26 protein-coding genes are annotated in these 23,946 nt (G+C 67.0%); 13 read left to right on the top strand and 13 right to left on the bottom strand.

What is annotated here, in order from left to right; genetic code table 11:
* Positions 1-13: 13 nt before the first annotated feature.
* From NNX35_RS04670 to NNX35_RS04660, 3 genes are all read left to right on the top strand, one after another.
* A complete protein-coding gene (locus tag NNX35_RS04670) occupies positions 14-517 on the top strand; it encodes a MarR family winged helix-turn-helix transcriptional regulator (RefSeq protein WP_255867118.1) in 504 nt (167 codons plus the stop codon).
* A 373-nt stretch (positions 518-890) separates the two neighbouring features.
* Positions 891-1,703, top strand: coding sequence for an alpha/beta fold hydrolase (locus tag NNX35_RS04665; protein WP_255765354.1), 813 nt, complete (start codon positions 891-893; stop codon positions 1,701-1,703).
* The gene (locus NNX35_RS04660) at positions 1,700-3,331 is read left to right on the top strand and encodes a PAS domain-containing sensor histidine kinase (RefSeq protein ID WP_255867117.1); all 1,632 of its coding nucleotides are present in this window, start codon (positions 1,700-1,702) and stop codon (positions 3,329-3,331) included. Before NNX35_RS04665 ends, NNX35_RS04660 begins: the two co-directional genes overlap by 4 nt.
* On the opposite strand, the gene NNX35_RS04655 is transcribed toward NNX35_RS04660, so the two are convergent.
* Entirely contained in the window at positions 3,315-3,779 is a 465-nt protein-coding gene (locus NNX35_RS04655; RefSeq protein WP_255862318.1) for a MarR family winged helix-turn-helix transcriptional regulator, read from the bottom strand. The two genes, NNX35_RS04660 and NNX35_RS04655, sit on opposite strands and share 17 nt — an antisense overlap.
* Before the next feature lies 1 nt (position 3,780).
* Positions 3,781-5,547 (bottom strand): MDR family MFS transporter, encoded by a 1,767-nt coding sequence (locus NNX35_RS04650; protein WP_255862319.1) that lies wholly within the window; start codon positions 5,545-5,547, stop codon positions 3,781-3,783.
* 212 nt (positions 5,548-5,759) lie between these two features.
* Between NNX35_RS04650 and NNX35_RS04645 the strand changes: the two genes are divergently transcribed.
* On the top strand, positions 5,760-7,142 hold the full coding sequence (locus tag NNX35_RS04645; protein ID WP_255862320.1) for a DUF2254 domain-containing protein: 1,383 nt from the start codon (positions 5,760-5,762) through the stop codon (positions 7,140-7,142).
* On the opposite strand, the gene NNX35_RS04640 is transcribed toward NNX35_RS04645, so the two are convergent.
* Positions 7,139-7,897, bottom strand: coding sequence for a sulfite exporter TauE/SafE family protein (locus NNX35_RS04640; RefSeq protein ID WP_255867116.1), 759 nt, complete (start codon positions 7,895-7,897; stop codon positions 7,139-7,141). The genes NNX35_RS04645 and NNX35_RS04640 overlap by 4 nt on opposite strands.
* Positions 7,898-7,944: 47 nt before the next feature.
* Positions 7,945-8,535: a rhodanese-like domain-containing protein gene (locus tag NNX35_RS04635; RefSeq protein ID WP_255765348.1), complete on the bottom strand. Its 591-nt coding sequence runs from the start codon at positions 8,533-8,535 to the stop codon at positions 7,945-7,947.
* Positions 8,536-8,637: 102 nt separating this feature from the next.
* Between NNX35_RS04635 and NNX35_RS04630 the strand changes: the two genes are divergently transcribed.
* Positions 8,638-8,895 carry a metal-sensitive transcriptional regulator gene (locus NNX35_RS04630; protein ID WP_255765347.1) on the top strand — a complete coding sequence of 86 codons (258 nt, stop codon included), beginning with the start codon at positions 8,638-8,640 and terminating at the stop codon, positions 8,893-8,895.
* A 42-nt stretch (positions 8,896-8,937) separates the two neighbouring features.
* Here NNX35_RS04630 and NNX35_RS04625 read toward each other — a convergent pair whose 3' ends face one another.
* A complete protein-coding gene (locus tag NNX35_RS04625; protein WP_255867115.1) occupies positions 8,938-10,335 on the bottom strand; it encodes a rhodanese-like domain-containing protein in 1,398 nt (465 codons plus the stop codon).
* A 430-nt stretch (positions 10,336-10,765) separates the two neighbouring features.
* On the opposite strand from NNX35_RS04625, the gene NNX35_RS04615 reads away from it, so the two are divergent.
* Together NNX35_RS04615 and NNX35_RS04610 are read left to right on the top strand one after the other, a co-directional pair.
* Complete coding sequence (locus NNX35_RS04615; RefSeq protein ID WP_255867113.1) at positions 10,766-11,332, top strand: GNAT family N-acetyltransferase; 567 nt, start codon at positions 10,766-10,768, stop codon at positions 11,330-11,332.
* A gap of 96 nt (positions 11,333-11,428) precedes the next feature.
* Complete coding sequence (locus NNX35_RS04610; protein WP_255765343.1) at positions 11,429-12,571, top strand: serine hydrolase; 1,143 nt, start codon at positions 11,429-11,431, stop codon at positions 12,569-12,571.
* A gap of 23 nt (positions 12,572-12,594) precedes the next feature.
* Here the strand turns inward: NNX35_RS04610 and NNX35_RS04605 are convergent, their stop codons facing one another.
* The gene (locus tag NNX35_RS04605; RefSeq protein ID WP_255862327.1) at positions 12,595-13,323 is read right to left on the bottom strand and encodes a GAF and ANTAR domain-containing protein; all 729 of its coding nucleotides are present in this window, start codon (positions 13,321-13,323) and stop codon (positions 12,595-12,597) included.
* Between the two features lie 184 nt (positions 13,324-13,507).
* Between NNX35_RS04605 and NNX35_RS04600 the strand changes: the two genes are divergently transcribed.
* Both NNX35_RS04600 and NNX35_RS04595 read left to right on the top strand, forming a co-directional pair.
* On the top strand, positions 13,508-13,894 hold the full coding sequence (locus NNX35_RS04600) for a hypothetical protein (RefSeq protein ID WP_255765341.1): 387 nt from the start codon (positions 13,508-13,510) through the stop codon (positions 13,892-13,894).
* A 41-nt stretch (positions 13,895-13,935) separates the two neighbouring features.
* Entirely contained in the window at positions 13,936-14,739 is an 804-nt protein-coding gene (locus tag NNX35_RS04595) for a MerR family transcriptional regulator (RefSeq protein ID WP_255765340.1), read from the top strand.
* Between the two features lie 68 nt (positions 14,740-14,807).
* Here NNX35_RS04595 and NNX35_RS04590 read toward each other — a convergent pair whose 3' ends face one another.
* Entirely contained in the window at positions 14,808-15,560 is a 753-nt protein-coding gene (locus NNX35_RS04590; RefSeq protein WP_255765339.1) for a glucose 1-dehydrogenase, read from the bottom strand.
* A 165-nt stretch (positions 15,561-15,725) separates the two neighbouring features.
* Between NNX35_RS04590 and NNX35_RS04585 the strand changes: the two genes are divergently transcribed.
* The 3 genes from NNX35_RS04585 to NNX35_RS04575 all read left to right on the top strand — a co-directional run bounded on the left by NNX35_RS04585 (position 15,726) and on the right by NNX35_RS04575 (position 17,602).
* Positions 15,726-16,127, top strand: a complete 402-nt coding sequence (locus tag NNX35_RS04585) for a VOC family protein (RefSeq protein ID WP_255867112.1) — start codon at positions 15,726-15,728, stop codon at positions 16,125-16,127.
* A 196-nt stretch (positions 16,128-16,323) separates the two neighbouring features.
* Entirely contained in the window at positions 16,324-16,728 is a 405-nt protein-coding gene (locus NNX35_RS04580) for a cupin domain-containing protein (RefSeq protein WP_255765337.1), read from the top strand.
* A gap of 28 nt (positions 16,729-16,756) precedes the next feature.
* Positions 16,757-17,602, top strand: a complete 846-nt coding sequence (locus tag NNX35_RS04575; RefSeq protein WP_255765336.1) for an aldo/keto reductase — start codon at positions 16,757-16,759, stop codon at positions 17,600-17,602.
* Between the two features lie 19 nt (positions 17,603-17,621).
* Here NNX35_RS04575 and NNX35_RS04570 read toward each other — a convergent pair whose 3' ends face one another.
* From NNX35_RS04570 to NNX35_RS04545, 6 genes are all read right to left on the bottom strand, one after another.
* The gene (locus NNX35_RS04570; RefSeq protein WP_255862328.1) at positions 17,622-18,161 is read right to left on the bottom strand and encodes a hypothetical protein; all 540 of its coding nucleotides are present in this window, start codon (positions 18,159-18,161) and stop codon (positions 17,622-17,624) included.
* Complete coding sequence (locus tag NNX35_RS04565; protein WP_255867111.1) at positions 18,158-18,403, bottom strand: hypothetical protein; 246 nt, start codon at positions 18,401-18,403, stop codon at positions 18,158-18,160. Before NNX35_RS04565 ends, NNX35_RS04570 begins: the two co-directional genes overlap by 4 nt.
* 97 nt (positions 18,404-18,500) lie before the next feature.
* Positions 18,501-18,794 carry a hypothetical protein gene (locus tag NNX35_RS04560; protein ID WP_255867110.1) on the bottom strand — a complete coding sequence of 98 codons (294 nt, stop codon included), beginning with the start codon at positions 18,792-18,794 and terminating at the stop codon, positions 18,501-18,503.
* A gap of 3 nt (positions 18,795-18,797) precedes the next feature.
* A complete protein-coding gene (locus NNX35_RS04555; protein WP_255867109.1) occupies positions 18,798-19,913 on the bottom strand; it encodes a DUF4232 domain-containing protein in 1,116 nt (371 codons plus the stop codon).
* Positions 19,914-19,960: 47 nt separating this feature from the next.
* Entirely contained in the window at positions 19,961-20,923 is a 963-nt protein-coding gene (locus tag NNX35_RS04550; RefSeq protein ID WP_255867108.1) for an alpha/beta hydrolase, read from the bottom strand.
* Between the two features lie 18 nt (positions 20,924-20,941).
* Positions 20,942-21,349 carry a hypothetical protein gene (locus tag NNX35_RS04545; protein WP_255862332.1) on the bottom strand — a complete coding sequence of 136 codons (408 nt, stop codon included), beginning with the start codon at positions 21,347-21,349 and terminating at the stop codon, positions 20,942-20,944.
* 199 nt (positions 21,350-21,548) lie between these two features.
* Between NNX35_RS04545 and NNX35_RS04540 the strand changes: the two genes are divergently transcribed.
* Positions 21,549-23,945, top strand: coding sequence for an excinuclease ABC subunit UvrA (locus NNX35_RS04540; protein WP_255867107.1), 2,397 nt, complete (start codon positions 21,549-21,551; stop codon positions 23,943-23,945).
* Position 23,946 lies beyond the last annotated feature (1 nt).

Below are 23,946 nucleotides of genomic sequence, written 5' to 3'. Positions count from 1 at the left end.
GTAGACTGTTTTCATGACTGATGCTTCTGCCGATCCGGCCGCCCTGGGGGAACTGATGCATACGGCGTTCCGCGGACTGCGGAAGCGCTGGATGCAGCAGCTGGCCCCGTATGACCTGACGCCGCACCAGTTCCGGGCGCTGAGCGCCGTGGCACGGGCAGCGGCGCACGGGGCGGCACCGGACACGGCCGGGGTCGGCTGCGAGCCGGGGCTGCGGCTGAAGGAACTGGCGGAGCGGCTGCGCATTGCCCCGCGCTCGGCCACGGAGGTGGTGGACCAGTTGACTGCCAAGGGGCTGGTGGAGCGCCGGGCGCATCCGACCGACCGTCGGGCTACCCTGCTGACGCTGACGCAGGCAGGGGAGCGGCTGCGGGAAACGGTGCTGGCAGACCGGAAGCGCGAGGCGGACGAGTTCTTTTCCGTCCTGGAGCCGGGTGACCGGGCGGAGCTGGCGCGGATCCTGGGGGAACTTGGCGGAGGCAGGGACGGGTCCCGGCAAAACATGATCGAAAGCTAAGCAGCCTGATTTTCTCCTGTGGCGGTCGCTCTGTTAGATTTCGAACGGGAATTCCACGCATTGCTGCGTGCCTTCCTTGGCAGCAATTTGCCGGTGATTGAAAAAAGTCTCGATATAAGGTCTCTATTTCATGTGTAAAACGAGCGGTAAGTCCCTCACCCGGGCTGGTTTCGCAGCCCCGGCACGGCCCGCACTAAGTTCATCGCCGCCCCCGAATCCTGCCCGCGCCTTGTAGGGCACCGGCGCAGGACGGCCAGCGTACACAGCAGCTGCCGCAGCCGCCCCACGGGATGCCCGTCCCTTTCTCGCTCTTTTCCATCCGCTGAACCGCCCCGCTCACGCTTCGAACAAATCAACCGAAAGCAGGTGCAGGATGAATGCCCAGGCAGTAATCCAGCGCAACAACGTCCGAGTGCTTGGACGCCCCGATGGCCCTGTGCTGCTGCTGGTCCAGGGCTTTGGCTGCGACCAGGTGATCTGGGACCCGATCCTGCCGTTCTTCACGGACGCCTACAAAGTGGTGCTGTTTGATCATGTAGGAACCGGGGAGGCCGATCCGGAGGCTTACAACGCAGCAAAATACGCTGATCTGGAAGGTTATCTGGGCGACCTCATCGAGGTGCTGGATGCCCTGGATGTGCAGGACGCCACCATCGTGGGGCACAGCATTGCCGGCACCATGGCGCTGGCCGCCTCAGCGCGCACCCCTCGGATTGCACGCCTCATCCTGCTCTGCACCTCGCCCTGCTACGTCAACGACGAGGGCTATTCGGGTGGATTCGCCCCCGGCGACATCCAGAAGGTTATTGATGCGGTGGAGGCCAACTACCCCCTCTGGGCGAGGACGATGAGCGCGGGCATAGCGGGAGCGGACGCAGGCCCGGAGATCAATGACATATTGGCGGACCGGCTGTGCCGGTTGCATCCGGAGTACGTGCGGGACTTCCTGCGAATGAGCTTTGCCACGGACATCCGGCACCTGCTGCCCCTGGTATCTGTTCCGACCCTGGTGCTGCAGTCGCGGGCCGACCCGCTGACCCCGGAAACGGCGTCGTTGTACCTGCACCGGCATCTCCCCGGCAGCACGCTTGTGGAACTGGAAACGCGCGGCAACATGCCGCACATCATCAACCCCCGAGAGACGGCCGAGGCCATCCTCCAGTACCTGCCGACGGTTCAGGCATGACCGGCGCGACCAGCGCAGCGGCGGATGGTCCGAAGGCCGGCGACGGCGTGTACGAGGAGCACTTCCACGCGGCGGCTTCCGGGTACCTCGTCCTCACCACGGACGGAACGATCCTGGATGCCAACCGGACGCTGGCCTCCTGGACCGGGCATTCCCGGGAGGGGCTGCTCGGAGGCAACATCATTGACCTGATGCCGTTGGCAGACCAGGTGGTCTTCACCTCCTACGCCGTACCGCAGCTGGCCGTGGCGGGATGCTTCAACGAAATGGCGGCGGAGCTGGTATCCGCAGACGGGGACCTGATTCCGGTTCTCCTCTCCGGCGTGCGCTCGGAGGAAAAAGACGCCCGAGACGGGGCCGGCGTGGACCGGATCGCCGTCTTTAACGCCTCCGAACGCAGGCTCTACGAGCGGGAGCTGGTGGCTGCCCTGCGCAAAGCCGAGGCGGCTGAAGCAGCGCGGGCCGCAGCGGAAGAAGAAACCCGGGAAAAGCAGAAGGCACTGGAGGAGAAAGACCGCGTCCTGCAGGCGAATCTGGCGAAGAGCAGGGAGCGCGAAGCCTTACTGGACACGGTGCTCAACACGATCGACGTCGGCCTGCTTGTGGTGGATGCGCAGGGCAGGACCATGCTGACAAACGCCCACCTCCAGTCCGCCTGGAACAGGGTGCAAACGGATGTCACCCCGGGCGGGGACCGGCCGATTTTCGGTCCGGACCGCGTCACGCCCCTGTCCGATGTCGAGAGTCCGGTGAGGCGGGCCGTCGCGGGTGAGTCCTTCTCGAACCGGTTGGTATGGTTCGGGTCCTTGGACCGTGGAAACCAGATGGCCCTCAATGTCTCCGCCCGGCCCATCAGGGCGGAAGGAGCGGTTTCCGGATCGGTGATCGTCTACAGCGATGTCAGCCGGTTGGTCCATGCCGTCGCGGCCCAGGAGGAATTCGTGGCGAGTGTGTCCCACGAACTGCGGACCCCGCTGACGTCGATCATGGGTTACCTTGACCTCGCACTGGACGAGGAGGGACTGTCCCCGGTGGTGACCTCAGCGCTGAATGTTGCGCTGCGCAACTCGGAACGACTGTTGGCGCTGGTGTCCGATCTGCTGTCCGTAGCGTCCGGAGCCACCAAAATGGACCGCCGGCCGGTGGACCTGGCCGAAATCGTGCGGGCAGGCGTGGTGTCGGTATCCCCGAAGGCAACTGCGGGACGGGTGGACCTGGTGTCGGAGATTCCGGCCTCGCTGACGGCTGATGCGGATCCGCAGCGCCTGGCCCAGGTGGTCGATAATCTGCTGTCCAACGCCGTGAAGTACTCCCCGGACGGGGGAACGGTGACAATCCGCCTCGGGCAGGACGACCACGCGGTCCGCCTTTCCGTGGCAGACACCGGGATCGGAATGAGCGAAGCAGAACAGGAAAAGGTATTCACCAAGTTCTTCCGGTCCCGCCGTGCTGTCGCCTCGGCGGTGCCCGGGGTCGGGCTGGGCCTGGTGATCACCAAGAACATTGTGGAATCGCACGGAGGAAAGCTGAGCTTCGTCAGCAGTCCGGGGCAGGGAAGCGAGTTCACGGTGTCCCTGCCCCTGCCCCTGGCCGCGGAAACCGCGGCCGGAATCAGTCCCGCTCGTTAAGCTTCTTCAGCAGGTCGGTAAGGTTCTGCAGCTCGGACGAAGTCCAGCTCCCGAGCCGGTCCCGCAGGAGGGCCCGCTTCGCCGAGTGGGCATTCTCGAAACGGGCCCGGCCTTCCGGCGTCAGGTCCAGCAGCTGGACCCGCCCGTCGGAAGGGTTCGCCCGGCGGACCACCAGGCCCAGGGTTTCCAGCTGTGACACGGTCCGGCTGAGCAGGGCCTTGTCCACCTGAAGGGCCTCGGCCACGCTGCCCTGCGGACATTCGCCGCCGCGGTACAGGGTCATCAGCACCGTGAACCCCAGCGGCTGCACGCCCGGATGAACCGCTGAGGCGGCGTCCTTGAACGTCCCCCGAGCGGCGGCAAGCATCACCGAAAACTCGCGCTCCACTTCCAGGACGGCGGACTCGAAGGTGATGTTGTCAGCGTCCCCGGCTGCCGACGTCGTCACCCTATGCGTTGTTCTTCCCGGCCGGAACATCCTTTCCGGGCGCTACGTCCGGATCCTGCCCGGCTGCCTCTTCGGACACGGCGGCTACCGTTTCTGCAGTGGTCCCGGAGTCCTTCGCGGACTTATCCCCGGAGTCCTTGCCGGACGCCGCAGCAGCTTCTTCGGCCTGCATCTTCTCGTGCCGGGTCAGGCTGCCCAGCGGCAGGTTCGGCAGGAAGAGCACCGCCAGCAGGGTCAGGATCCCCAGCGGGGCGGCGATCATGAAGATGTGCGCCACCGAGGAGCCGTACACGGATTCCACAATGAGGCGCACGGATTCGGGCAGCGCTTTCACATTCGGGATGCTGCCGGAGGCCAGCGACGCGGCGACCGCCTTGCCCTCCTCGCCCAGCGCGCCGATGGCGGCCATCAGCTCGCCCTGCTTCTCGGCCAGACGGTCCGTCACCTGGGTGGCCAGCACCGCGCCCAGCGCGGAAACTCCGACGGTGCCGCCGATGGTGCGGAAGAAGTTGATGCTGGAGCTGGCGACGCCGAGATCCCGGGTGGAAACGTCGTTCTGCACCACAAGCACCAGGTTCTGCATCACCATGCCCACGCCGGCGCCGAGCAGGAACATGTACAGGGAAACCAGCCCGAAGTTCGTGTCATATTCGATGGTGCCCATGAGGACCAGGCCCGCCGTCAGCAGCACGGAACCGACCACCACGTAGGCCTTCCATTTGCCGCTCTTGGTGATCATCCGGCCCACGATGGTGGAGATGATCAGCAGGCCTGCCATCATCGGGATGGTCATCAGCCCGGACATGGTCGCGGATGCGCCGCGGGCCAGCTGCATGTACTGGGATAGGAACACGGTGGTGCCGAACATGGCGACGCCGACGGCGAGGGAGCCGATCACTGCGAAGGTGAAGGTCCGGTTGCGGAACAGGGTCAGCGGGATCAGCGGCTCCGGGGCCTTCAGTTCCACGGCCACGAACGCCGCCAGGCCCAGCAGTGAACCGCCGACCATCCATGCGGTGGCCGCACTGGCCCAGCCGAAGTCGGTGCCGACCAGGGAAACCCAGATGAGCAGGCAGGACACGGATGCCGAAAGCAGCACGATGCCGGCGTAGTCGATCTGCACCTTGCGCTTCTTCAGCGGCGGCAGGTGCAGGGTCTTCTGGATCATCACCAGGGCGACGGCGGCAAGCGGCACGGCGACGTAGAAGTTCCAACGCCAGTTGACGGTGTCCGTGATGACGCCGCCGATCAGCGGCCCGCCCACCGTGGACAGGGCCATCACGGCGCCGAACAGGCCCATGTACCGGCCGCGTTCGCGCGGCGAAACAATGTCCGCCATGACAATCTGGGTCAGCGCGCCGAGGCCGCCGGCGCCGATGCCCTGCACCACGCGCATGGCGATCAGCCAGTCGGTGTTATGCGCGAAACCTGCCGCGGCGCTGGCGACAATGAAGATGATCAGGGCCAGCTGGACCAGGACCTTGCGGTTGAGCAGGTCTGCGAGCTTGCCCCAGATCGGGGTCGAAACCGCGGTGGCCAGCAGGGTGGCGGTGACCACCCAGGTGAAGGCGGCCTGGTCGCCGTCGAGGTCCGAGATGATCACCGGCAGCGAGGTGCTCACCACCGTATTCGCCAGCATCGAGACGAACATGCCCAGCAGCAGGCCGGTCAGGGCCTGGAGAACGGCACGGTGCTTGCGTTTTGCTTCAGCCCGCACCTCGGCTCGGGTTGTGGGTGCGGCGCCCTGCGGGGCAGGGGAAACGGACATGGGGTACTCCAAAAAGCCGAACGACGGTTAAAGGTTGATTTAAATCAACGGTACGTCCGGGGTTTTTGCTGCCCTGACCAGATGCGCCCCTCGGTGACTGATCTCATGGGGGAAGGTGACGAGGTCGTCTTCCGGCTGTGGGATCGGAGCGCGCAGCGGTGAAGCCGGGCACAATGAAGGGTGGCCGAGATTCCGCTTTCCAAGGGGCACCGATGAGCAATACCGTGCATGGTTCGTCCACCTTCCCGCCGCACCACCCGGGCCTGGAGCCGCGCTTCCGGGTGTCCCGGGAGGCGCTGCGTGCCTCCCTCTGGTTTTGGCCCACCTGCGCCTCGCTTGCAGCGGTGCTGCTGACCCTGCTGCTGCTGCAGGTCCGCCCGGGCGACGACGTCGCGTGGGCACGCTGGATCTGGCCGGCCGGCGTCGATGCCGCGAGCAGCCTGCTGCAGACCGTGGCCACCAGCGTGATGACGGCCGCGACCGTGACGTTCTCCCTGACCGTGGTGGCACTGCAGCTGGCCTCGCAGCAGTTTTCGCCCCGGCTGCTGCGCGACTTTGCCCGGGATGCCCGGACCCAGACCATCCTGGGCGTGCTGATGGGAACGTTTATGGCGTCCGTCACCGGCCTCTACGGGATGGAGGTGGACCGCTCCGTCCCGGTGCTGGTGGTGGGCCTGGTCTACGTGCTGGGGATTGCCAGCGGCGTGGTGCTGCTCCTGTTCATCGGGCACATCACCCGGTCGCTGCGGGTGGACACCATGATGCTCAACGCGCATCAGGGCTGCCTGGCGGTGCTGCGCGAAACCTATCCCGCATCCGATACCGGCGAGGTGCAGGACTTTCCCCGGCCCGACGGCGGCACTCCCGTGCCGGTCGGCCGCAGCGGCATCGTGCAGGCAGTGCACGCGAAGCCCCTGGTCCAGATGCTGCACGAACACGGGCTGACTATGCGGATGGAGGTGCAGCCAGGCGACCACGTCACCATCGGCACGCCGGTGGCCCGGGTCTGGAGCGACGACGGCGGCCCGGTCCCGCTGGGTGCCGTGCGCGAGTCTCTGGCGGGTGCGCTGGAGATCGGCTATGAACGGACACCGGAGCAGGACGCCGCGCTGGGGCTGCGCCAGCTGACCGACATTGCGGTCAAGGCCATTTCCCCGAGCATCAATGATCCGATCACCGCCGCCCACGCGCTGGGCTACTGTGCGGATCTGTTGGTGGACATCTCGCGCCGGCGGCTCGGCCCCGAGGGGCAGGAAGATCGCGACGGGGTGCTGCGCCTGGTCACTGTGGGCCGTGACTACCGGTACTTCTTGGACCTCGTCTGCGGGCCGGTCCGCCGCTTCGCGGATTCCGAACCGATTGTGCTCACCGCCGTGCAGCGCCTGCTGCGTGACTGCGCGGCCACTGCCGTCAATGAGAACCAGCGCGAAGAGATCCGCCGGCAGTCCTCGCTGGTGCTCGAGAACACCTCGCGGAACCTGGCGGTGGCTGACGGGCAGGAGGTCCGCGACATGGCCCGCCGGGTGGAGGAGGCCCTGGCCGGGGACTTGGAAGCCGCCTTCGGGGACCGGGCGGGGGAGACCCGCTCGGTTTAGGCCAGCAGTTCCATGGCCAGGACGAAAATGCCCATGGCCAGGACGAAGATTCCGAAGCCCCGCCGCAGGGCGGCCTCGGGAATGCGCCCGACCAGCCGGGCACCGATGAGCGATCCGACGATGGCCGCAGCGGTGACACCGCCCACCAGCGCCCAGTCGAGGGACACGGTGGTGAGGTAGCCGGCGAGGCCGGCGAAGGACTTCAGGGAAATGACCACCAGCGAAGTTCCCACCGCCACGGGCATGGAAAGCCCGCCCAGTAGGGCCAGTGCCGGGACTACCAGGAAGCCGCCGCCGGCGCCCACCAGGCCGGTCACCAAACCCACCACCAGGCCTTCGGCAATGACCTTCCCCACCGGGAGTTCCTTGCTATGGGATTCCACGGCCCCGCCCTGGCGCCCGCGGATCATCGCCGCCGAGGTGGCGATCATCATCAGGGCGAAGGCGACCATCAGCACCGCTCCGGGTATCCGCCCGCCGAGCAGGCCGCCTGCAAACGCCCCAGCCATCCCGGCCGCGCCGAAGAGCAGCCCGGTGCGCCACTTCACCCGGCCCTTGCGGGCGTGTCCGACGGCGCTGAAGGCCGAGGTGGCGCCAACAACGAACAGGGAGGAGGCAATGGCTTCGCGGGGGCTCATGCCGGCCACGTAGGTCAGGATCGGGACGGTGAGGATGGACCCGCCGCCGCCGAGCAGGCCGAGCGAGAGCCCGATCAGCACGGAAAGCAGGAGGGTCGCGGCGAGGGGAACGGTCATGGGTGGTGTCCTTGAAAGTGGGGCAGTGGTGGTGGATGCGGGCCGGGTCAGCGCTTTGCGGGCAACGCGCTAATTGCCGACTCCGCCGTGGGCTCGGATGCCGCCTTGTTCCACGGCATCTTCGACAGGGCCTGGCCCATGGCGCAGGTATTGGTCGCAGCGGAGAACGTCAGTCCGGCACCGATTCCCCCGGCCAGCAGCCGCACCTTGGGGGAGACGAACCGGCCGCCGGCGAGGCCGGCGATCACCAGGGAGCCTGCGGCCATACGGACCTGGCGCTCCAGGGACCAGCGCTGGGCCCCTCGGACGACGTCGCCGCCGGCTGCGGCGAACGCGGGAACTCCTCCGGTGAGGACCTGGGCGGTGTTGATGCCGGTGCCGCTGAGCCGCCCGCGGGCCTGTTCGGCGCGGACACCGGACTGGCAGACCAGCACCACGCGGTCGCCCAGGCGTGTGGCCAGTTCATCGGTGTGCTCGGACAGCAGCGGCAGCGGCACGTTGTAGGAGCCCCGGATGTGCATGCTTTCAAACTCGGCAGCGGAACGGACGTCGAGGATCACGAGGTCCTCGTGCCGGCCCATCCAGTTCTGCAGGGTGGCGGCGTCGAGCTCGGTCACGGGGGAGGCGGAGGAGGCCATGGGGCCCTCATTTCTGTAGGTAGGTAGGTCTGCGGGGAACGCTGGAGCGAAACCCCTGGGGGTATACTTCCGGTAGGAAAACCACCACCGGAGGAGAAATCCATGCAGCTGGACAGCAACGAACTCGCACCCGTCATCAACCGGTTGAAGCGGGCTCAGGGGCAGTTGGCCGCCGTCACCCGCATGCTCGAGGAGGGGCGGGACTGCAAGGACATCGTCACGCAGCTGGCTGCTGTGTCGAAGGCCCTGGACAAGGCAGGATTCGCAGTCATCGCGGCCGGCCTGGAGCAGTGCCTGCTCAAGGAGGACGGCTCGATGGACAAGAAGGACCTCGAAAAGCTCTTCCTCTCCCTGGCCTAGGCGGCAGGGGCGGCGGTTCGCCTGCCGCCCTGCCAGCGGAAATCAGCTGTTGTTGCGGGCCTGCATGCCGGTCCATCCGGCGTAGCTGCCGTCCAGTTCGACGACGTCGTACCCGGCCCGGCGCAGGGCGCTGGCGGCCACGGAATTGCGCACGCCGCTCTGGCAGTACGTCACGATGGTCCCCTCGTCCGGCAGCTGGTCCAGGTTCCAGAGCACCCGGCCGGCACTGAGCTGCTTGGATCCGGGGATATGGCCCGCGGCGTGCTCGGTGCGGTTACGGACATCAAGGACCAGGGCAGCGTCGAAGCCGTCCAGCTCCTCCGGCTGGATCAGGCGCGGCAGAGCCTGCGGCAGGCCGTCCAGGGTGGTGGTGAATCCGGCCACCCGGTCAATGCCGACCCGGACCAGGTGGTCCCACATCTCCTGCGCAGAGCCCTGATCGGCGGCGAGCAGCACCAGCGGGCGCTGGTCGGTTTCGGGGTCGACGGCCCAGGCGCCGAAGCTGGCGGTCTTGGTGCCTGCGGGGATGTTGACCGATCCGGAGACGGTTCCCTTGTGGACCTGGCCGTTCGGACGGGTGTCCACGAAGGTGAGGGTGTCCTGCGCCAGCCCGCGGGCGACGTCGTCCGTAGATAGTTCCTGCAGCGGTGCGCGTTCGCCCATCACGGCCGGACCCTGCCGGTTTTCACGCTTCATCCGGCCGAAGTAGGCGTGCGCATCGGGCTGCCCGTCGAGCAGTTCATCCACGAAGCCCTGCTCGTCATTGGCGGCAAGGTACTTGCCCCACCATGCGTAGAGGCGTTCGTAGCCCACGGTGGTGGAGGGGAGTGCGCCGAGCGCCTTGCCGCAGGCGCTGCCCGAGCCGTGGCCGGGGTAGACCTGGATGTGGTCGGGCAGGGTCAGGAACTTCTCCTGCAGGCTGCGGAAAATCTGCCGCGCGCCTTCGAAGCGGGTGTCCACGCCGCCGGCGGCTTCATCCAGAAGGTCGGGGCGGCCCAGGTCTCCCGAGAAGACGAAGTCACCGGAGAGCAGGTAGCCGGGTTCGCTGCTGAAGGCGCCGTCGGTGACCAGGAAGGAGAGGTGTTCCGGCGTGTGGCCCGGGGTATGCAGGGCCTGGAGGGTGATGTTTCCGAGGGAAACGGTGTCGCCGTCGTGCAGTCGGGCTGCCTCGAACCGGTACTGCCAGTCGGTGCCGCCCTCGCCGGAAACGTACATTTCGGCGCCGGTGGCGGCCGCGAGCTCGCGGGTGCCGGAGAGGTAATCGGCATGGATGTGGGTTTCGGTGACTGCGACAATGCGCATGCCGTTGGCGGCGGCGAGCTCCAGGTAGGTGTTGATGTCGCGGCGGGCGTCCACCACCACGGCCTCGCCCTGGCGCTGGCAGCCGATGAAGTAGCTTGCCTGGGCCAGGTCCTCGTCATAGATGCGTTCAAGCAACATGGAATCTCCTTTTGGGGGTTTTGGACACCCCCTGGGGTATCCGTCTGCTTTGACGGTAATACCTCCGGGGGTATGCAGGCAAACCGGAGGAGCATGCTTTTGCATACCCTAGGGGGTATCTGCCACGATGGTGGAGGGGCACCAAGTCCGGTAGGAAATCGAGCCAAGGAACAAGCAAAATGTGCAGAGCAGTAAAGTGCGGCAAATGCGGCAAGACCACGTGGGCCGGATGCGGAAACCACGTTGACCAGGTGATGCGCGGGGTGCCGAAGACGGACCGCTGCAGCTGCGGCGCGGAAGCGAAAGCTACAGTCGGCGCGCAGCCGTCCGGCGGATGGCTGGGGAAACTGTTCGGGCGGAAGTAAGGCAGGCCGTCCGGGGCAGGCCGCGCCTCCGGCCTCGGCAGGTGCGGCTGTGGCAGGCTGTCGGCATGGAAACCAGCACCGGCATGCCAGCCTGGCCGTCCGTCGATCCGCAGCACGGCAACGTGCGCCTGCGGCCCTTCCGGGATGAGGACGCGGCCACGGTCATGGAGATGTCCCGGGACGAGTATTTCCCCGCTATTGGCACTCTTGCCGGGAACGCCAGTGTGGAGCAGGCGATGGAGTGGGTGGAGCGGCAGCGGAACCGGTACGCGGAGGGCGCCGGCTTTTCTTTTGCGGTGGCTGACGCCGGCACCGACCGCTGCGTGGGTCAGCTGGGGCTGTGGCTCCGGGAGCTGGCGACGGGCCGCGCCCAGGCCGGCTACGGGATAACTCCGTCGGCCCGCGGCCACCGGTTTGCCGCCTCGGCGCTTCTCGCCGCGTTGGAGTTCGCTTGGACCATTCCGGAACTGCACCGCGTGGAGCTGTACATCGAGCCCTGGAATACCGCCTCCATCCGCACGGCCGAACTCGCGGGTTTTGCGCGCGAAGGACTATTGCGCAGCTACATGGAGATTTCCGGGCAGCGGCGGGACCTGCTGGTCTATGGAGCGGTCAGGGGATACGAGGGGTAGCTGGCGCCGGGACGGTGCACCCGCAATCATCCGCTCCGGCACACACGCGGCCCTCGTCCGTTGACGCCCCGCCCCGCGGAAGCGGACAGTTGAGGAATGCCAGGCATCGCCGCACCCCTCTGGGACAGGCTGACCGAGACCGTCCAATCGGGCTGGTGCCCGGGACTGGTGGCAGGGGTCCGGATCAACGGGCAGACCGAAGTCTTCGCCACCGGGTCACTGGGACTCGACCAGTCCGAGCCGATGGCCGAGGACACTCCGTTCCGCATCTCCTCGCTGAGCAAGCTGATCGGCGGCGCCCTGGCCATGAGCCTGGTGGCCGACGGCGCGCTGGGATTGAATGACGAGGCCGGCCGGTGGCTGCCGGGGCTCGCAAACCTGCGGGTGCTTCCCACGCCGGATGCCCCTTTGACGCTGACGGTCCCGGCCCGCGGCCCCGTCACGGTGCGCCACCTGCTGACCTTCACCGCCGGCCTCGGCGTCGACTTCGATCCGACCCCGTACGTGGCGGCCACCCAGGACTTCCTCTGGGGACCCAACCCGCCGGACATGACCCCCGAGGAGTATCTGGCCCGGCTCGGCAGCCTGCCGCTGGCCTACCAGCCGGGGGAGCGCTGGATGTACCACGCCAGCGCGGACGTGCTCTCGGTCCTGCTCGCGGCAGCCACTGTCACACCCCTGGACCAGCTGGTGCAGGAGCGGATCAGCGAACCGTTCGGGCTGACTGGCACCGGCTTCCCGACGGGCACCGAACATTTCCCGGTGGTGTACGCGGTTAACGACGACGGCGCGTTGTTCGAGGCGGTGTCCTACCGGGATGCCATGGCGGGACCGCCGAAGTTCGCGTCCCTGGGCGGCGGCATGGTCTCCACCGTGCCGGACTTCATGCGCTTTCTCACCGGGCTCGCGGATGACACGGTGCTGCCGGCCGAGCTGCGGCACCAGATGACCGCGGACCAGCTGACCTCCCCGCAGCAGGTCGGCGTGGCTGAAGTGGCAGGTCCGGACGAGTCCTGGGGGTTCATGACCGCCGTGCAGACCGGGCGCGGGGCGCCTTGGTCGGAGCCGGGCATGTGGGGCTGGGCCGGCGGATCCGGCACCAGCGCCGCCGTTTATCCCGACGGGGACATCGGCGTTGTGTTCACCCAGCGGTTCATGGGTAGCCCGCAGGAGCATTTCGATTTCTTCTGGGAACCGTTCGGGGAGCTGCGGGAGAGTATTCGGAATACCGCTACCTAGTTGGCCGCGGCCAGGAGGTTTTCCTACGCGAAGTGGGTTGCTACCTTGGCAGCGGTCACCGACTCGACCAGCCGTTCAGCCAGCTCGCGCAGCTTGATGTTCTGGTGGCTGGACGCCCGCCGGAGGATGCCAAAGGCTTCCTCCTGGCTGCAGCGGTTCTGTCCGGCAACGATACCGACGGCAATGTCGATGGCGGTGCGGGATTCCATGGCTTTGCGCAGATCGTCGCTGTCGTCTTTGTGGTTGGCGATTTGAACGGCAACCTGCAGCGTCACGGCAGCTTCCGCCGCATAGTCCTCCACGGCATGCACGAAATCATCGGTGAAAATACCGGTGCTCTTGCCGTACAGGTTGAGGGCCGCGCCGCCGTCGTCACCAATGAGCAGGGGGACGGCGAGCATGGAATAGCAGCCCAGGCCATGGATAGCCTCGAAGTACTCAATCCAGCGGGAACCGGTGCGGGTATCCGGCACCAGCGTCAGCTCTCCGCTCTCCGCCGCGTACAGGCACGGACCGTCGCCGTACCCGTACTGGAGTTCATCGAGCTTGTTGGCCTCGGTGCTGCTGCTGGCCACGGTCTGGGCGCGTTTGTCCCGCTTCAGGGTGATGCTGCAGAAGAGCTGGTCCGGGTCGCTGAAGAGTTCCGCAGCTTGTCCGGCGAAGGCTTCAAGAAAAAGCTCCATGCCCGGGTTGTCCAGAATGAGTTGCTGCAGCTGCGCCGCAACTGAGGTTCCGCGAGTAAGGGCTGTCATTGCAACAGCTTACCCAACGTGCTTCTCCGCGAGACGGTTGGGAAATGGTCCACGGACGACGGCGCGCGGCCGGCGGCAACGCGGCCTGAACTTACGCGTTACGCTCCGGATGGGACCGACGAGCTCTAGGATAAACGCAGTCCCGAAGCGCAGCAGAAACACAGCACCGTAGAAACGAGGCCCCGTGTCCACGCCCCACCCTGATCCGCAGAACGACCACTACCCCTACCCAACAACAGCGGAATCGGGGGATCGTCCCCCGGCGTCGGCTCAATTCCCGTCCTACCCGGCGTCTGCCCAGCTGCCCGGCGGGCGTGCAGCGGGGGAGGGCTTTAAGAACCAGTCGCTGCTCTTCGGTGTGCTCGGCCTGTTTGTCGCTGGATTCGTCCTCGGTCCCATGGCCATTTACTACGCCCAGAAAGCCGAGGCGCTGAATGTCCCTGCAACTGCGGGCAAGGTGCTCGGCTGGGTCAACGTGGTTATGTGCGCCATCACCGTGGCTATCTTCCAGACGCTGATTTACTTCCTGGTGTTCGCCGCGGTTACCGGGTTTGGGGGCCGCGCCATCTAAGTGCTTGACCCTGACACAGTGGCAGGCAGGAGAACTGAGACATGCTATCCATCGGAGCCTTCGCGCAGATCGGCCAGGTGACCCACCGCATGCTGCGGCACTGGGACACCGCCGGGCTGCTCGTCCCGGCCCACGTGAACGAGTTCAGCGGCTACCGCTCCTACGATCCCTCGCAGCTGGAACGGCTGCACCGGATCGTCGCCCTCCGCCAGCTCGGCTTCGGCCTGGAGGAAGTTGCCTCCATCCTCGATGCCGGCGTCGACGCCGACCGGATCGCCCGGATGCTCCGCATCCGGCGGGCCGAGGTGGAGAGCGAACAGCGGACAGCGGCCGCGAGGCTCCTCGACGTGGAACGACGGCTCCATCTCATTGAAAAGGAAAATGCCATGTCCCAGATCGAAATTGTGCAGAAGTCCCTGCCCGCGGTCCGTTTGGCCGCCCGCACCGCCGTCGTCTCCGAACAGCACGAGGTGGCCGCCGTCGTCGGGCCGTTGTTCGACGCCGTGGCGAAGGCCCTGGCACCCACCGGCGCATCCCTGGATAGGCCGATCGCCCAGTACGAGACGAGCGAAAACGGCATGCACATCATGGCCGGGTATGCCGTCTCCACTGCAGGTCCCGACGGCGTGGAGCTGGTGGATCTGCCGTCCGTCCCGACGGCCATCTGCGGTGTCCACCTCGGCGCCATGGACCGCATAGGGGAAAGCTGGCAGGCCGTGCATACAGAGACCATTGCCCGCGGCTTTGTTCTCTCGGGTCCGTGCCGCGAGGTGTATATCCGTGCGGCCTCCGATGACCAGTCGGACTGGGTCACGGAGCTGCAGCAGCCCGTCCAGCCGGCGTAAGGAAACCTGCCCGAGGACAAGCACCGCGGACCGGCGCCGGGTGCGCCGGTCCGCGGATCTCCGCCGCTTTAGACGTTGTAGATCTTCCCGGCGGTGATCCCGCCGTCCACCACGAACTCCGCGCCCGTGGAGAAGCTGGACTCGTCGCTGGCCAGGAAGACGACCACACTGGTGACCTCTTCCGGAGCCGCCGGCCGGGTGAGGGTGGTTTCGGTGAAGTCGATCGGCTTCTGCCTGCCCATCACGGCGGTCATCGGGGTCTGGATGGACCCGGGGTGCACCGAGTTGACCCGCACGTGGGACGCGGCGAGTTCCAGTGCGGTGGACTTCGTCAGTCCGCGCAGGCCGAACTTCGACGCCGTGTAGCCGTGCATTCCGGCAATGCCCTCCAGCCCGGCGGTGGAGGAAATGTTGATGACCGACGACGGCGCGGACGCCTTGAGCGCCTCGACTGCTGCGGACATGCCGAGGAAGGGTCCGGTCAGGTTGATGTCCAGTGCCCGCTGCCAGCGCTCCGCCGGGTATTGGCCGAGCGGGCCGCCGTCGAGGATGCCGGCGTTGTTCACCAGGATGTTGAGCCCGCCGAAGGTGTCCAGCGTGGCTGCCACGGCGGCCGCCCAGTCCTCGGCGCTGGTGACATTCAGATGCACGTAGCGGGCGGCGTCGCCCAGTTCCGCGGCCAGGGCGGCACCGGCGTCGTCGTTGATGTCGGCGATCATCACCTTGGCGCCTTCACGCACGAAAGCGCGCGCATGGGAAGCGCCCATACCGCTGGCTGCGCCGGTAATCAGGGCTACTTTGTCTTTGAGTCGTTCGCTCACGGTTGGATCCTCCTGGTTGGATTGCCGGTTTCCACGGCACGTTCGGCGCTGGGGTGGGGCGGGGCCCTTTTTCGATCGTACGGCGGCGGAATCGGGCAATATCCGGCGGAGGGGCCCCGTTGTGGGCAGTGTCATATCCGCAGGAATCCCTTTAGGCTCCTCCTCATGGCATCCCTGATCTCCCACACCTCCTTCGACAGCCTCGACGCCTACGGGCAGTCCGTGTTTTGGCGGCGGATCCTCGGCTTCCGGGAAGACCCGGAGGACCCGAACCGGCCCGGCGAGGAGGAATGCATGATCTTCTCCCAGGACGGCACCCAGCGGCTGCTGTTCATCGAGGTTCCGGACGCCAAGCAGATTAAGAACCGCGTCCATCTGGACCTGAAGCCCGCCGAAGGTACCCGCGACCAGGAACTCGAGCGCCTGCGAGGGCTGGGCGCCCGCGAAGTGGACGACCGGCGCAACGCGGACGGCACCGGGTGGGTGGTGCTCGCCGATCCGGAGGGCAACGAATTCTGCATCCTGCGCAGCGACGAGGAGCGCCGGGCGTCGGCGGCAGCAGTCTAAGGCCGCTGATCAGAAGGGCCGGTGCCGGCGCGGAACTGCCGGCACCAAATTTGGCCGTCCGGCGTAGAAACGGTGCGGAGAGCCTCCCGCCTGCCGGTCACAGCTTGTAATCTCGAAAGGCCCATGGCGGCCGAATGACCGCAGCATCCGCGGCCACCCGTACACCCCGCCGAACCCGTTCGCCCAGGGAGCCCCCATGCAACTGGAACCGCGCAGACCCAGCACCAAGGGACCGGCACACATGTTCACCGGCGACGTTTGGTTCGAAGTCATTGCGGCACCGCAGCCGGCACCGTCCCGGATGCGTGTCAACGCCGTGCACTTTGCTCCCGGCGCCCGCACCGCCTGGCACGTCCACGCCGTTGGGCAGACCCTGCACGTCACCGAAGGCTACGGCCTGATTCAGTCCCGGGGCGGGGACATCCTGACGATGCGCCCCGGAGACACCGTCTACACCCCGCCGGGGGAGTGGCACTGGCACGGCGCCGCCCCGGACAACCTCATGACCCACCTGGCCATGTGGGAGGCCCCGCTCGACGACGGCGCGGAGTCCGACTGGGGCGACCTGGTCACCGACGAGGAATACGGTACCCGGCCCTGATTTCGGATGACCAACGAGAGGAATGCCGATGGAAAACGTGACCCTGAACAACGGCGTCGAAATGCCGATCCTAGGCTTCGGCGTGTACCAGGTCCCGCCGGACGAGACCGAAGAGGCCGTGACCAACGCGCTGGCCGCGGGATACCGCTCGCTGGACACCGCCGCGGCCTACCAAAACGAGGCCGCCGTGGGGCGTGCAGTGCAGAAGAGCGGCCTGGCACGCAACGAACTGTTCATCACCACTAAGCTCTGGATCCAGGACAACGGTGAGGCCACCACCACGCGGGCCTTCGAGGCCTCGCTGCAGAACCTGGGTACGGAGTACGTGGACCTGTACCTGATCCACCAGCCCTTCGGAGACGTCTACGGCGAGTGGCGGGTGATGGAACAGCTCTACAGCGACGGCGCGGCGCGGGCCATCGGGGTCTCGAACTTCGCCCCTGACCGGCTGGTGGACCTGGTCATTCACCACGACGTGGTTCCGGCCGTGAACCAGATTGAAACCAACCCGTTCTACCAGCGGGCGGTCGAAAACCAGCTGATGAGCGACCGCGGCATCCGGCACGAGTCCTGGGCACCGTTCGCCGAGGGGAAGAACAACCTCTTCTCCGATCCCACTCTCTCGGCCGTCGGCGAGGCGCATGGGAAGTCCATTCCCCAGGTAGTGCTCCGCTGGCTGATCCAACGCGGGATAGTGGTGATCCCGAAATCGGTCCGGCCGGACCGGATGGCGGAAAACTTCGACGTGTTCGACTTCGAGCTCAGCCCCCAGGAAATGGCCGCGATTGCCGACCTGGACACCGGGAAGTCCATGTTCTTCGACCACCGGGACCCCGAGGCTGTGGCCCGGTTGAGCGGGGTCACTTTGGAGTAGGTTCGGGCGCCCGGGTGTCTTACTTCGTTTCGGGCGCCCGATGCAGGTCCCGCACGAGGTAGAGCCATGGGAAGGACCGGCTCCCCACCTGCCAGCCGTCCGTTTCGTAGTGGGAGGACGGCCGGGTCCAGAGGACGCGGCGGTGTTCCCACTGGGTGTCCGTCTGCAGCATCCGGTGCCGGAGCATGTCGACGCCGATGGTGCGCCAGCCGAGCCGCCCGGCCAGTTCCAGCTCGGGCATTTCATCGAAGGCCGTGACCGGGCCGAGCCAGCGCTCGCGGGAACCGGGGGCCTGTTCCTCCGGGCGGGCACCGAAACGCTGTTGCACCGCCTGCCGGGTCATCCCCAGCTCACGGCCCAATGCGGCCCAGCTGACTCCCGCGCTCCGGGCCGCCGCGACGGCACGGTGCTGCAGCTGCTGGCTGGCCTGCTCGGCGGCTCCCGCCCTAGCCACCAGGGCGAGGTGGTCCTCCTCGGTGAGGGTCCCGGCGTCGTCGTAGTCGCCGAGGATCAGTGCGCCGATCTGTTCCTGCAGATCGGTGACCGGGCCGCGGGTCACGGCTGTTCCCCGGCATCTCGGCTGGGCAGCCAGTATTCGGTGCCGCTGCTGTCCGTGTTTCCCCGCCGGACCTGCGTGACGGCAAGGTACACGCTGAGCACGATCAGGGCGCCGCCGCCGCCCTGGCAGAGTCCCTTTGGGAAGCCGTGCAGGTCCAGCAGCAGCCAGATGGCAAATAGTGCAACACCAACCAGAAACATCAGTGCGGCGTAAACGGCGGTGAAGATGCGGAAAGTTCTCATGGTGTCAATCAAAGCTTGACACCTTCGAAACGTCAAGTGTTTGTTGACACGATCTTTTTACGGCTCCCGGTACTCGCGTATTTTGCGTTCGCTGCGGCTACCGTGCAGGGACCGGTGCGCCACGAACGGCACACCGCCAGGTAAAGGAGTGGAATATGGGACATTCAAGGCTGTCGTTGTGGTCATCCGGGTCGGTGCTGTCCATCGGATCAAAGAACTCGGTGCTGTCGATCGGCAGTGTGGGATCGGCGTGTTCCATCGGTTCGATCGGATCGTTTGGGTCGGTGCTGTCCATCGGGTCCGCACTGTCCGCGGCGGCGGTGATGTCCTGGCTGTCCGTCGGGTCGATAATGTCCGCGCGGTCGAAGGCCGGGGTTATGGCCGCGGGCAAGCCCTAGCCGGCAGGAGCCCAGGCGGTGACCGTCAGGAAGCCGGGTTCCGCCAAGTCGATGTCCGCCTCCAGTTCCTGGCGCTGGGTCCCGGAGTAGGGGGCCACCAGCAAGGTGCCTACCCGAACCACGCCCGCGCCGGCGGTACCGCGCCAGCCGATCGAGGCCGTAGCTTCCTCGCCCGGAGCCAGCGTCACCGGCTCTACCGGAGCGTCCTGGGTCATGTGGGAGCCGCCGTGCACCGCGGTGATGCCCATGACCCAACCGTCGCTGCTTTCAAAGTCGAGGTCAGGGTAGCCCTGCACCGTGCAGGACCGGGTGCCGGTGTTCCGTAGCGTGATCTGCGCTGCCCGATGACCCGTTGCCGCATCCCATCCACCGATCGACGGCTCTACTTCTTCACCGGTGCACCACAGCGGGTCCGGCTCGGAGAGGGCGGCGCCCACCGGGGCGGCACCGTAAACCGTTGGCTCCGGAGCGGGCGTCGCAACAGGCTCCGGGGACGGCTGCGAGGGATCGCCGCGGGCGGTAAGCGGCAACGCCACCAGCACGGCCGCCGAGAACAGGACGAAGGCGCCCAGGGCCCATCCGCGCTGCGGAGCCATTCTGCGCTCCGGCGGTAGGGCGTCGTCGTCGTGAGTGCGGGAGGCCAGTAACGCGGGCAGCCACCCCCAGACGACACCCCAGTACGCCCCGGTAAGCAGCACCGGGGAGATCAGATCGAATACCCATGCCTTGCGTGCCATCGGCCAGTCAGCCAGCACCAATCCAGTGCCCAGCACCGCCGACCCCGCTACGGCCGCTAGAGCGATGGCCATCCAAGCTGCGAGGAAGGTGGTGTGCCGCGGCGTGGCGCCAGTCCTTCCCGGTGCCGGCAGGAGCGCCAGTGCGGCGGCCGCTACGGCCAGCGCGGTAAGCCCGGCCACCAGCACCCGTCCCGAATTGTCCAGCAGCACCTGGGCGCGGATCGGCAGCGTGTCCGGGAATACCAAAGCGGTGAAGGCGGCCGGTAGCCGGCCGTCATTCACCAGCACCGAGTATCCCAGTCCGGACAGCAGCCAGAGCGCGGCGACGACGGCGGGAAGGAGCAGCGGTTTCAATCCTGCGGCAGTGTTCCCCATGCAGCGAGGGTACCCCGTCATCCTCAAGCCAGATCCGGCCGCGGCAGTTATCGCACCGTTGCGGGCGCGAGTTGCCGTCGCAGCTCCGCGCACAGTTCCGCCAGCGCCTGCGGTGCGCTGCGGCACAGCCGCGGGAAGGCCAGATAGCCGTGCGGCATCCCTACATAGGTGGTGACGCGGACGGGAACGCCCGCCTTGCGCAGCACTTCGGCGTAGCGCAGCCCGTCGTCGCGGATGGGATCATGCTCGGCTACCTGGATCAGTGCCGGCGGCAGCCCGGTGTGGTCCAGTGCGAGCAGGGGTGAGGCGTACGGGTTGCTGCGGTCTTTCAGGTCAGGGACATAGAGGCTGCCGTAGCGGAGGATGTCCTTCTTGGTGAGGATGGGTGCGTTGGCGTTTTCCTCGATTGACGGGCTGCCCAAGGTCATATCGGTGGCGGGGTAGATCAGCCCCTGGAACGCGATGGCGGGACCGGACCGGTCCCGGCACATCAGCGTCAGCACCGCCGCCAGGTTGCCTCCGGCACTGTCGCCCACCACGGCGAGGCGGCCGGCGTCGGCCTCCCATTCATCGGCACGGGCGGCCACCTCAAGCAGCGCCGCATAGCAGTCCTCGGCGGCGGCGGGCCAGGGATGCGTCGGCGCCAGCCGGTACTCGAGGGAAACGACGACGGCGCGTGCGTCCCGGGCGATGGTGCTGGCCAGCGAGTCATAAATATCCAGGTTGCCGACGGTCCAGCCGCCGCCGTGGATCAGGACCACCAGGGGCAACGTTCCGTCGGCGTCCTTCGGCCGGTACACCCGGACGGGGATCCGGCCCTCCGCACCCGCGGCGGTGTCGTCCTTCAGCTTTACGCCGGATGCGACGCCGCCCAGCACCCAGTCCAGAACCGGGTTGTGCTTGATGGTGCGCTGCTGGTCAGCGAGGATCTGTTCCTCGCTCTTGTGCGCCACCGACACCCTGCCCAGCACCTTGCCCACCAGCAGCACCCGGAGATCAAGCTTTGCCATCGTGAACCTTCCTTCTGCTTACCGGCACAGCCAGGGAACTTCCTCCGCTGCTCCCGACGGGCTATACCCCCGGCCGCCCGGGGCACCCTCGCACCACTCGCTCACCAACGCCCCGCCGAGGCTCAGCGTAACGGGAAGCGCACCCACAAGGAGCAGCATCCCGGTGAGTGTTGAACATAGCCAGGCCTGGCCCGCAGAGGTGGCACGCCGCAACACGATATAGGCAGCTACCGCCCCGAAAAACGTGAGAAGAAAGGGCAGGAAGCGCAGAGCCTGGTCCCAGGTGGAGCCCGTCCCGGCGAGGGCGGACTGGAGGGAAGCTGCAGCCAGGACCGCCCCGATTAGGGCCGGTACCCCGCAGATGGCCCACACGATCATGGCCAAGGTCAGCGGCGCCTGAGGAGGGGGTGCAGCGTATGCGGGCATGCGCCCGAGTGTAGCTCAGGCGCCGATATGCAGGATCGGCCAGGCCTTCCGCGCGTGCGGAAAGGCCGCGCCTGCCGGGACCCGCCGTCGTCGTTCCCGTCAGCCGTTGCCGCGCCGGAAGCGACCGGGCAGAATCGGACCGTCGGTGAAGGCACGGGACAATGAGGCCCGGGTACCGGCTTGGGCGGATGGAGCGGCAATGAGCACGGACACGACGACGAGCACGGGCACCGGGGCGGCGGCGCACGCCGCGGACAGCCATGACGTGATCCGGGTGCAGGGTGCACGGGTGAACAACCTGCGCGACATCAGCATCGAGATTCCCAAGCGGCGGCTGACCGTGTTTACCGGAGTGTCCGGTTCCGGCAAGAGCTCGCTGGTATTCGGGACCGTGGCTGCCGAATCCCAGCGGCTGATCAACGAGACCTACAGTGCCTTTGTGCAGGGGTTTATGCCCTCCCTGGCCCGGCCGGAGGTGGACCTGCTTGAGGGGCTGACCACCGCGATCATTGTTGACCAGGAACGGATGGGATCGAACCCGCGCTCCACCGTGGGTACCGCCACCGACGCCAACGCGATGCTGCGCATCCTGTTCAGCCGGCTGGGGCAGCCGAACATCGGCCCGCCCAACGCGTATTCCTTCAATGTCCCGTCCGTGAAGGCATCCGGCGCCATCACGGTGGAGCGGGGCGACGGTAAGACCCGGGCGGAAAAGGCGGTGTTCAACCGGCTCGGCGGCATGTGCCCGCGCTGCGAGGGGACGGGAGCGGTCACCGACTTCGACCTCACGGCACTGTTCGACGGCGCGAAATCACTGTCCGAAGGCGCCATCACGGTGCCGGGCTACAGCATGGAGGGCTGGTTCGGGCGGATCTACGCCGGCTCCGGGTTCTTCAACATGGACAAGCCGATTGCAAAGTTCAACAAGCGCGAGCTGCATGACCTGCTGTACAAGGAGCCCACCAAGATCAAGGTGGAGGGCATCAACCTCACCTATGAAGGGCTGATCCCCAAGATCTCCAAGTCCATGCTGTCCAAGGATCCCGAAGCGATGCAGCCGCACATCCGCGCCTTCGTGGAACGGGCCATCACCTTCAGCACCTGTCCCGAATGCGACGGCACCCGGATCAGCCCGGAGGCACGGTCCTCGAAGATCGGCGGCCTCAACATCGCCGATGTCTGCGCCATGCAGATCAGCGACCTCGCCGGGTGGGTGCGCGGCCTGAAGGAACCCTCGGTGGCGCCGCTGCTGGCCGGGCTGCAGCACCTGCTGGACGCCTTCGCCGAAATCGGGCTGGGCTACCTCTCCCTGGACCGCCCCTCGGGTACCCTCTCCGGCGGGGAGTCGCAGCGGACCAAGATGATCCGTCACCTGGGCTCCTCGCTGACCGACGTCACCTATGTCTTCGACGAACCGACCATCGGCCTGCACCCGCACGACATTGCCCGGATGAACCAGCTGTTGCTGCAGCTGCGGGACAAGGGCAACACGGTGCTGGTGGTGGAACACAAACCGGAAACCATCGCGATTGCGGACCACGTGGTGGACCTGGGGCCGGGCGCCGGCACCGAAGGCGGCACGGTGACCTTCGAGGGACCGCTGGAGGGACTGCGGCAGAGCGGCACCCTGACCGGCCGCCACCTCGGGGACCGGGCGCGGCTCAAGGACTCGGTGCGGCCGGCGGCGTCGTCCCTGGAAGTGCGCGGTGCCGCCACCAACAACCTGCGCGACGTCGACGTCGACATTCCGCTGGGCGTGCTGGTGGTCCTCACCGGGGTGGCCGGCTCCGGCAAGAGCTCGCTGATCACCGGGTCGGTGTCCGGGCGGGACGGCGTGGTGACGGTGGACCAGGGTGCCATCCGCGGCTCCCGGCGCAGCAACCCGGCCACGTACACCGGTCTGCTGGAACCGATCCGCAAGGCGTTCGCGAAGGTCAACGGGGTGAAGCCTGCCCTGTTTTCCTCCAATTCCGAAGGGGCGTGCCCGTCCTGCAACGGCGCCGGCGTGATCTACACCGAGCTGGGCGTGATGGCCACGGTGGAATCGGTGTGCGAGGACTGCGAAGGCCGCCGCTTCCAGGCGTCGGTGCTGGAATACACGCTGGGCGGGAAGGATATTGCCGAGGTGCTGGCCCTGTCAGTGGCCGAGGCGCAGGAGTTCTTCGGCGACGGCGAAGCCCGCACCCCGGCCGCACATAAGATCCTGAGCCAGCTGGCCGACGTCGGGCTCGGGTACCTGCGGCTGGGGCAGCCGCTGACCACGCTTTCCGGCGGCGAGCGGCAGCGGCTGAAGCTGGCCACGCATATGGGCGGCAAGGAAGGCGTCTTTGTACTGGACGAGCCGACCACCGGGCTGCATCTGGCCGACGTCGAGCAACTGCTGGCCCTGCTGGACCGGCTGGTGGATGCCGGGAAGTCCGTGATCGTGATCGAGCACCACCAGGCGGTGATGGCGCATGCGGACTGGATTATCGACCTGGGCCCCGGGGCCGGGCGCGACGGCGGGAGCATCGTGTTCGAGGGGACCCCGGCGGATCTGGTGGCGGACGCGTCTACGCTGACCGGCCAGCATCTGGCGGCGTACGTGGCGGGGTAGG

It is taken from the genome of Arthrobacter sp. zg-Y844 (assembly GCF_024385465.1).
GTDB lineage: Bacteria > Actinomycetota > Actinomycetes > Actinomycetales > Micrococcaceae > Arthrobacter_B.
The sequence above is the reverse complement of the archived record's forward strand: the minus strand, read 5'-3'. Positions and strand labels throughout refer to the sequence as shown.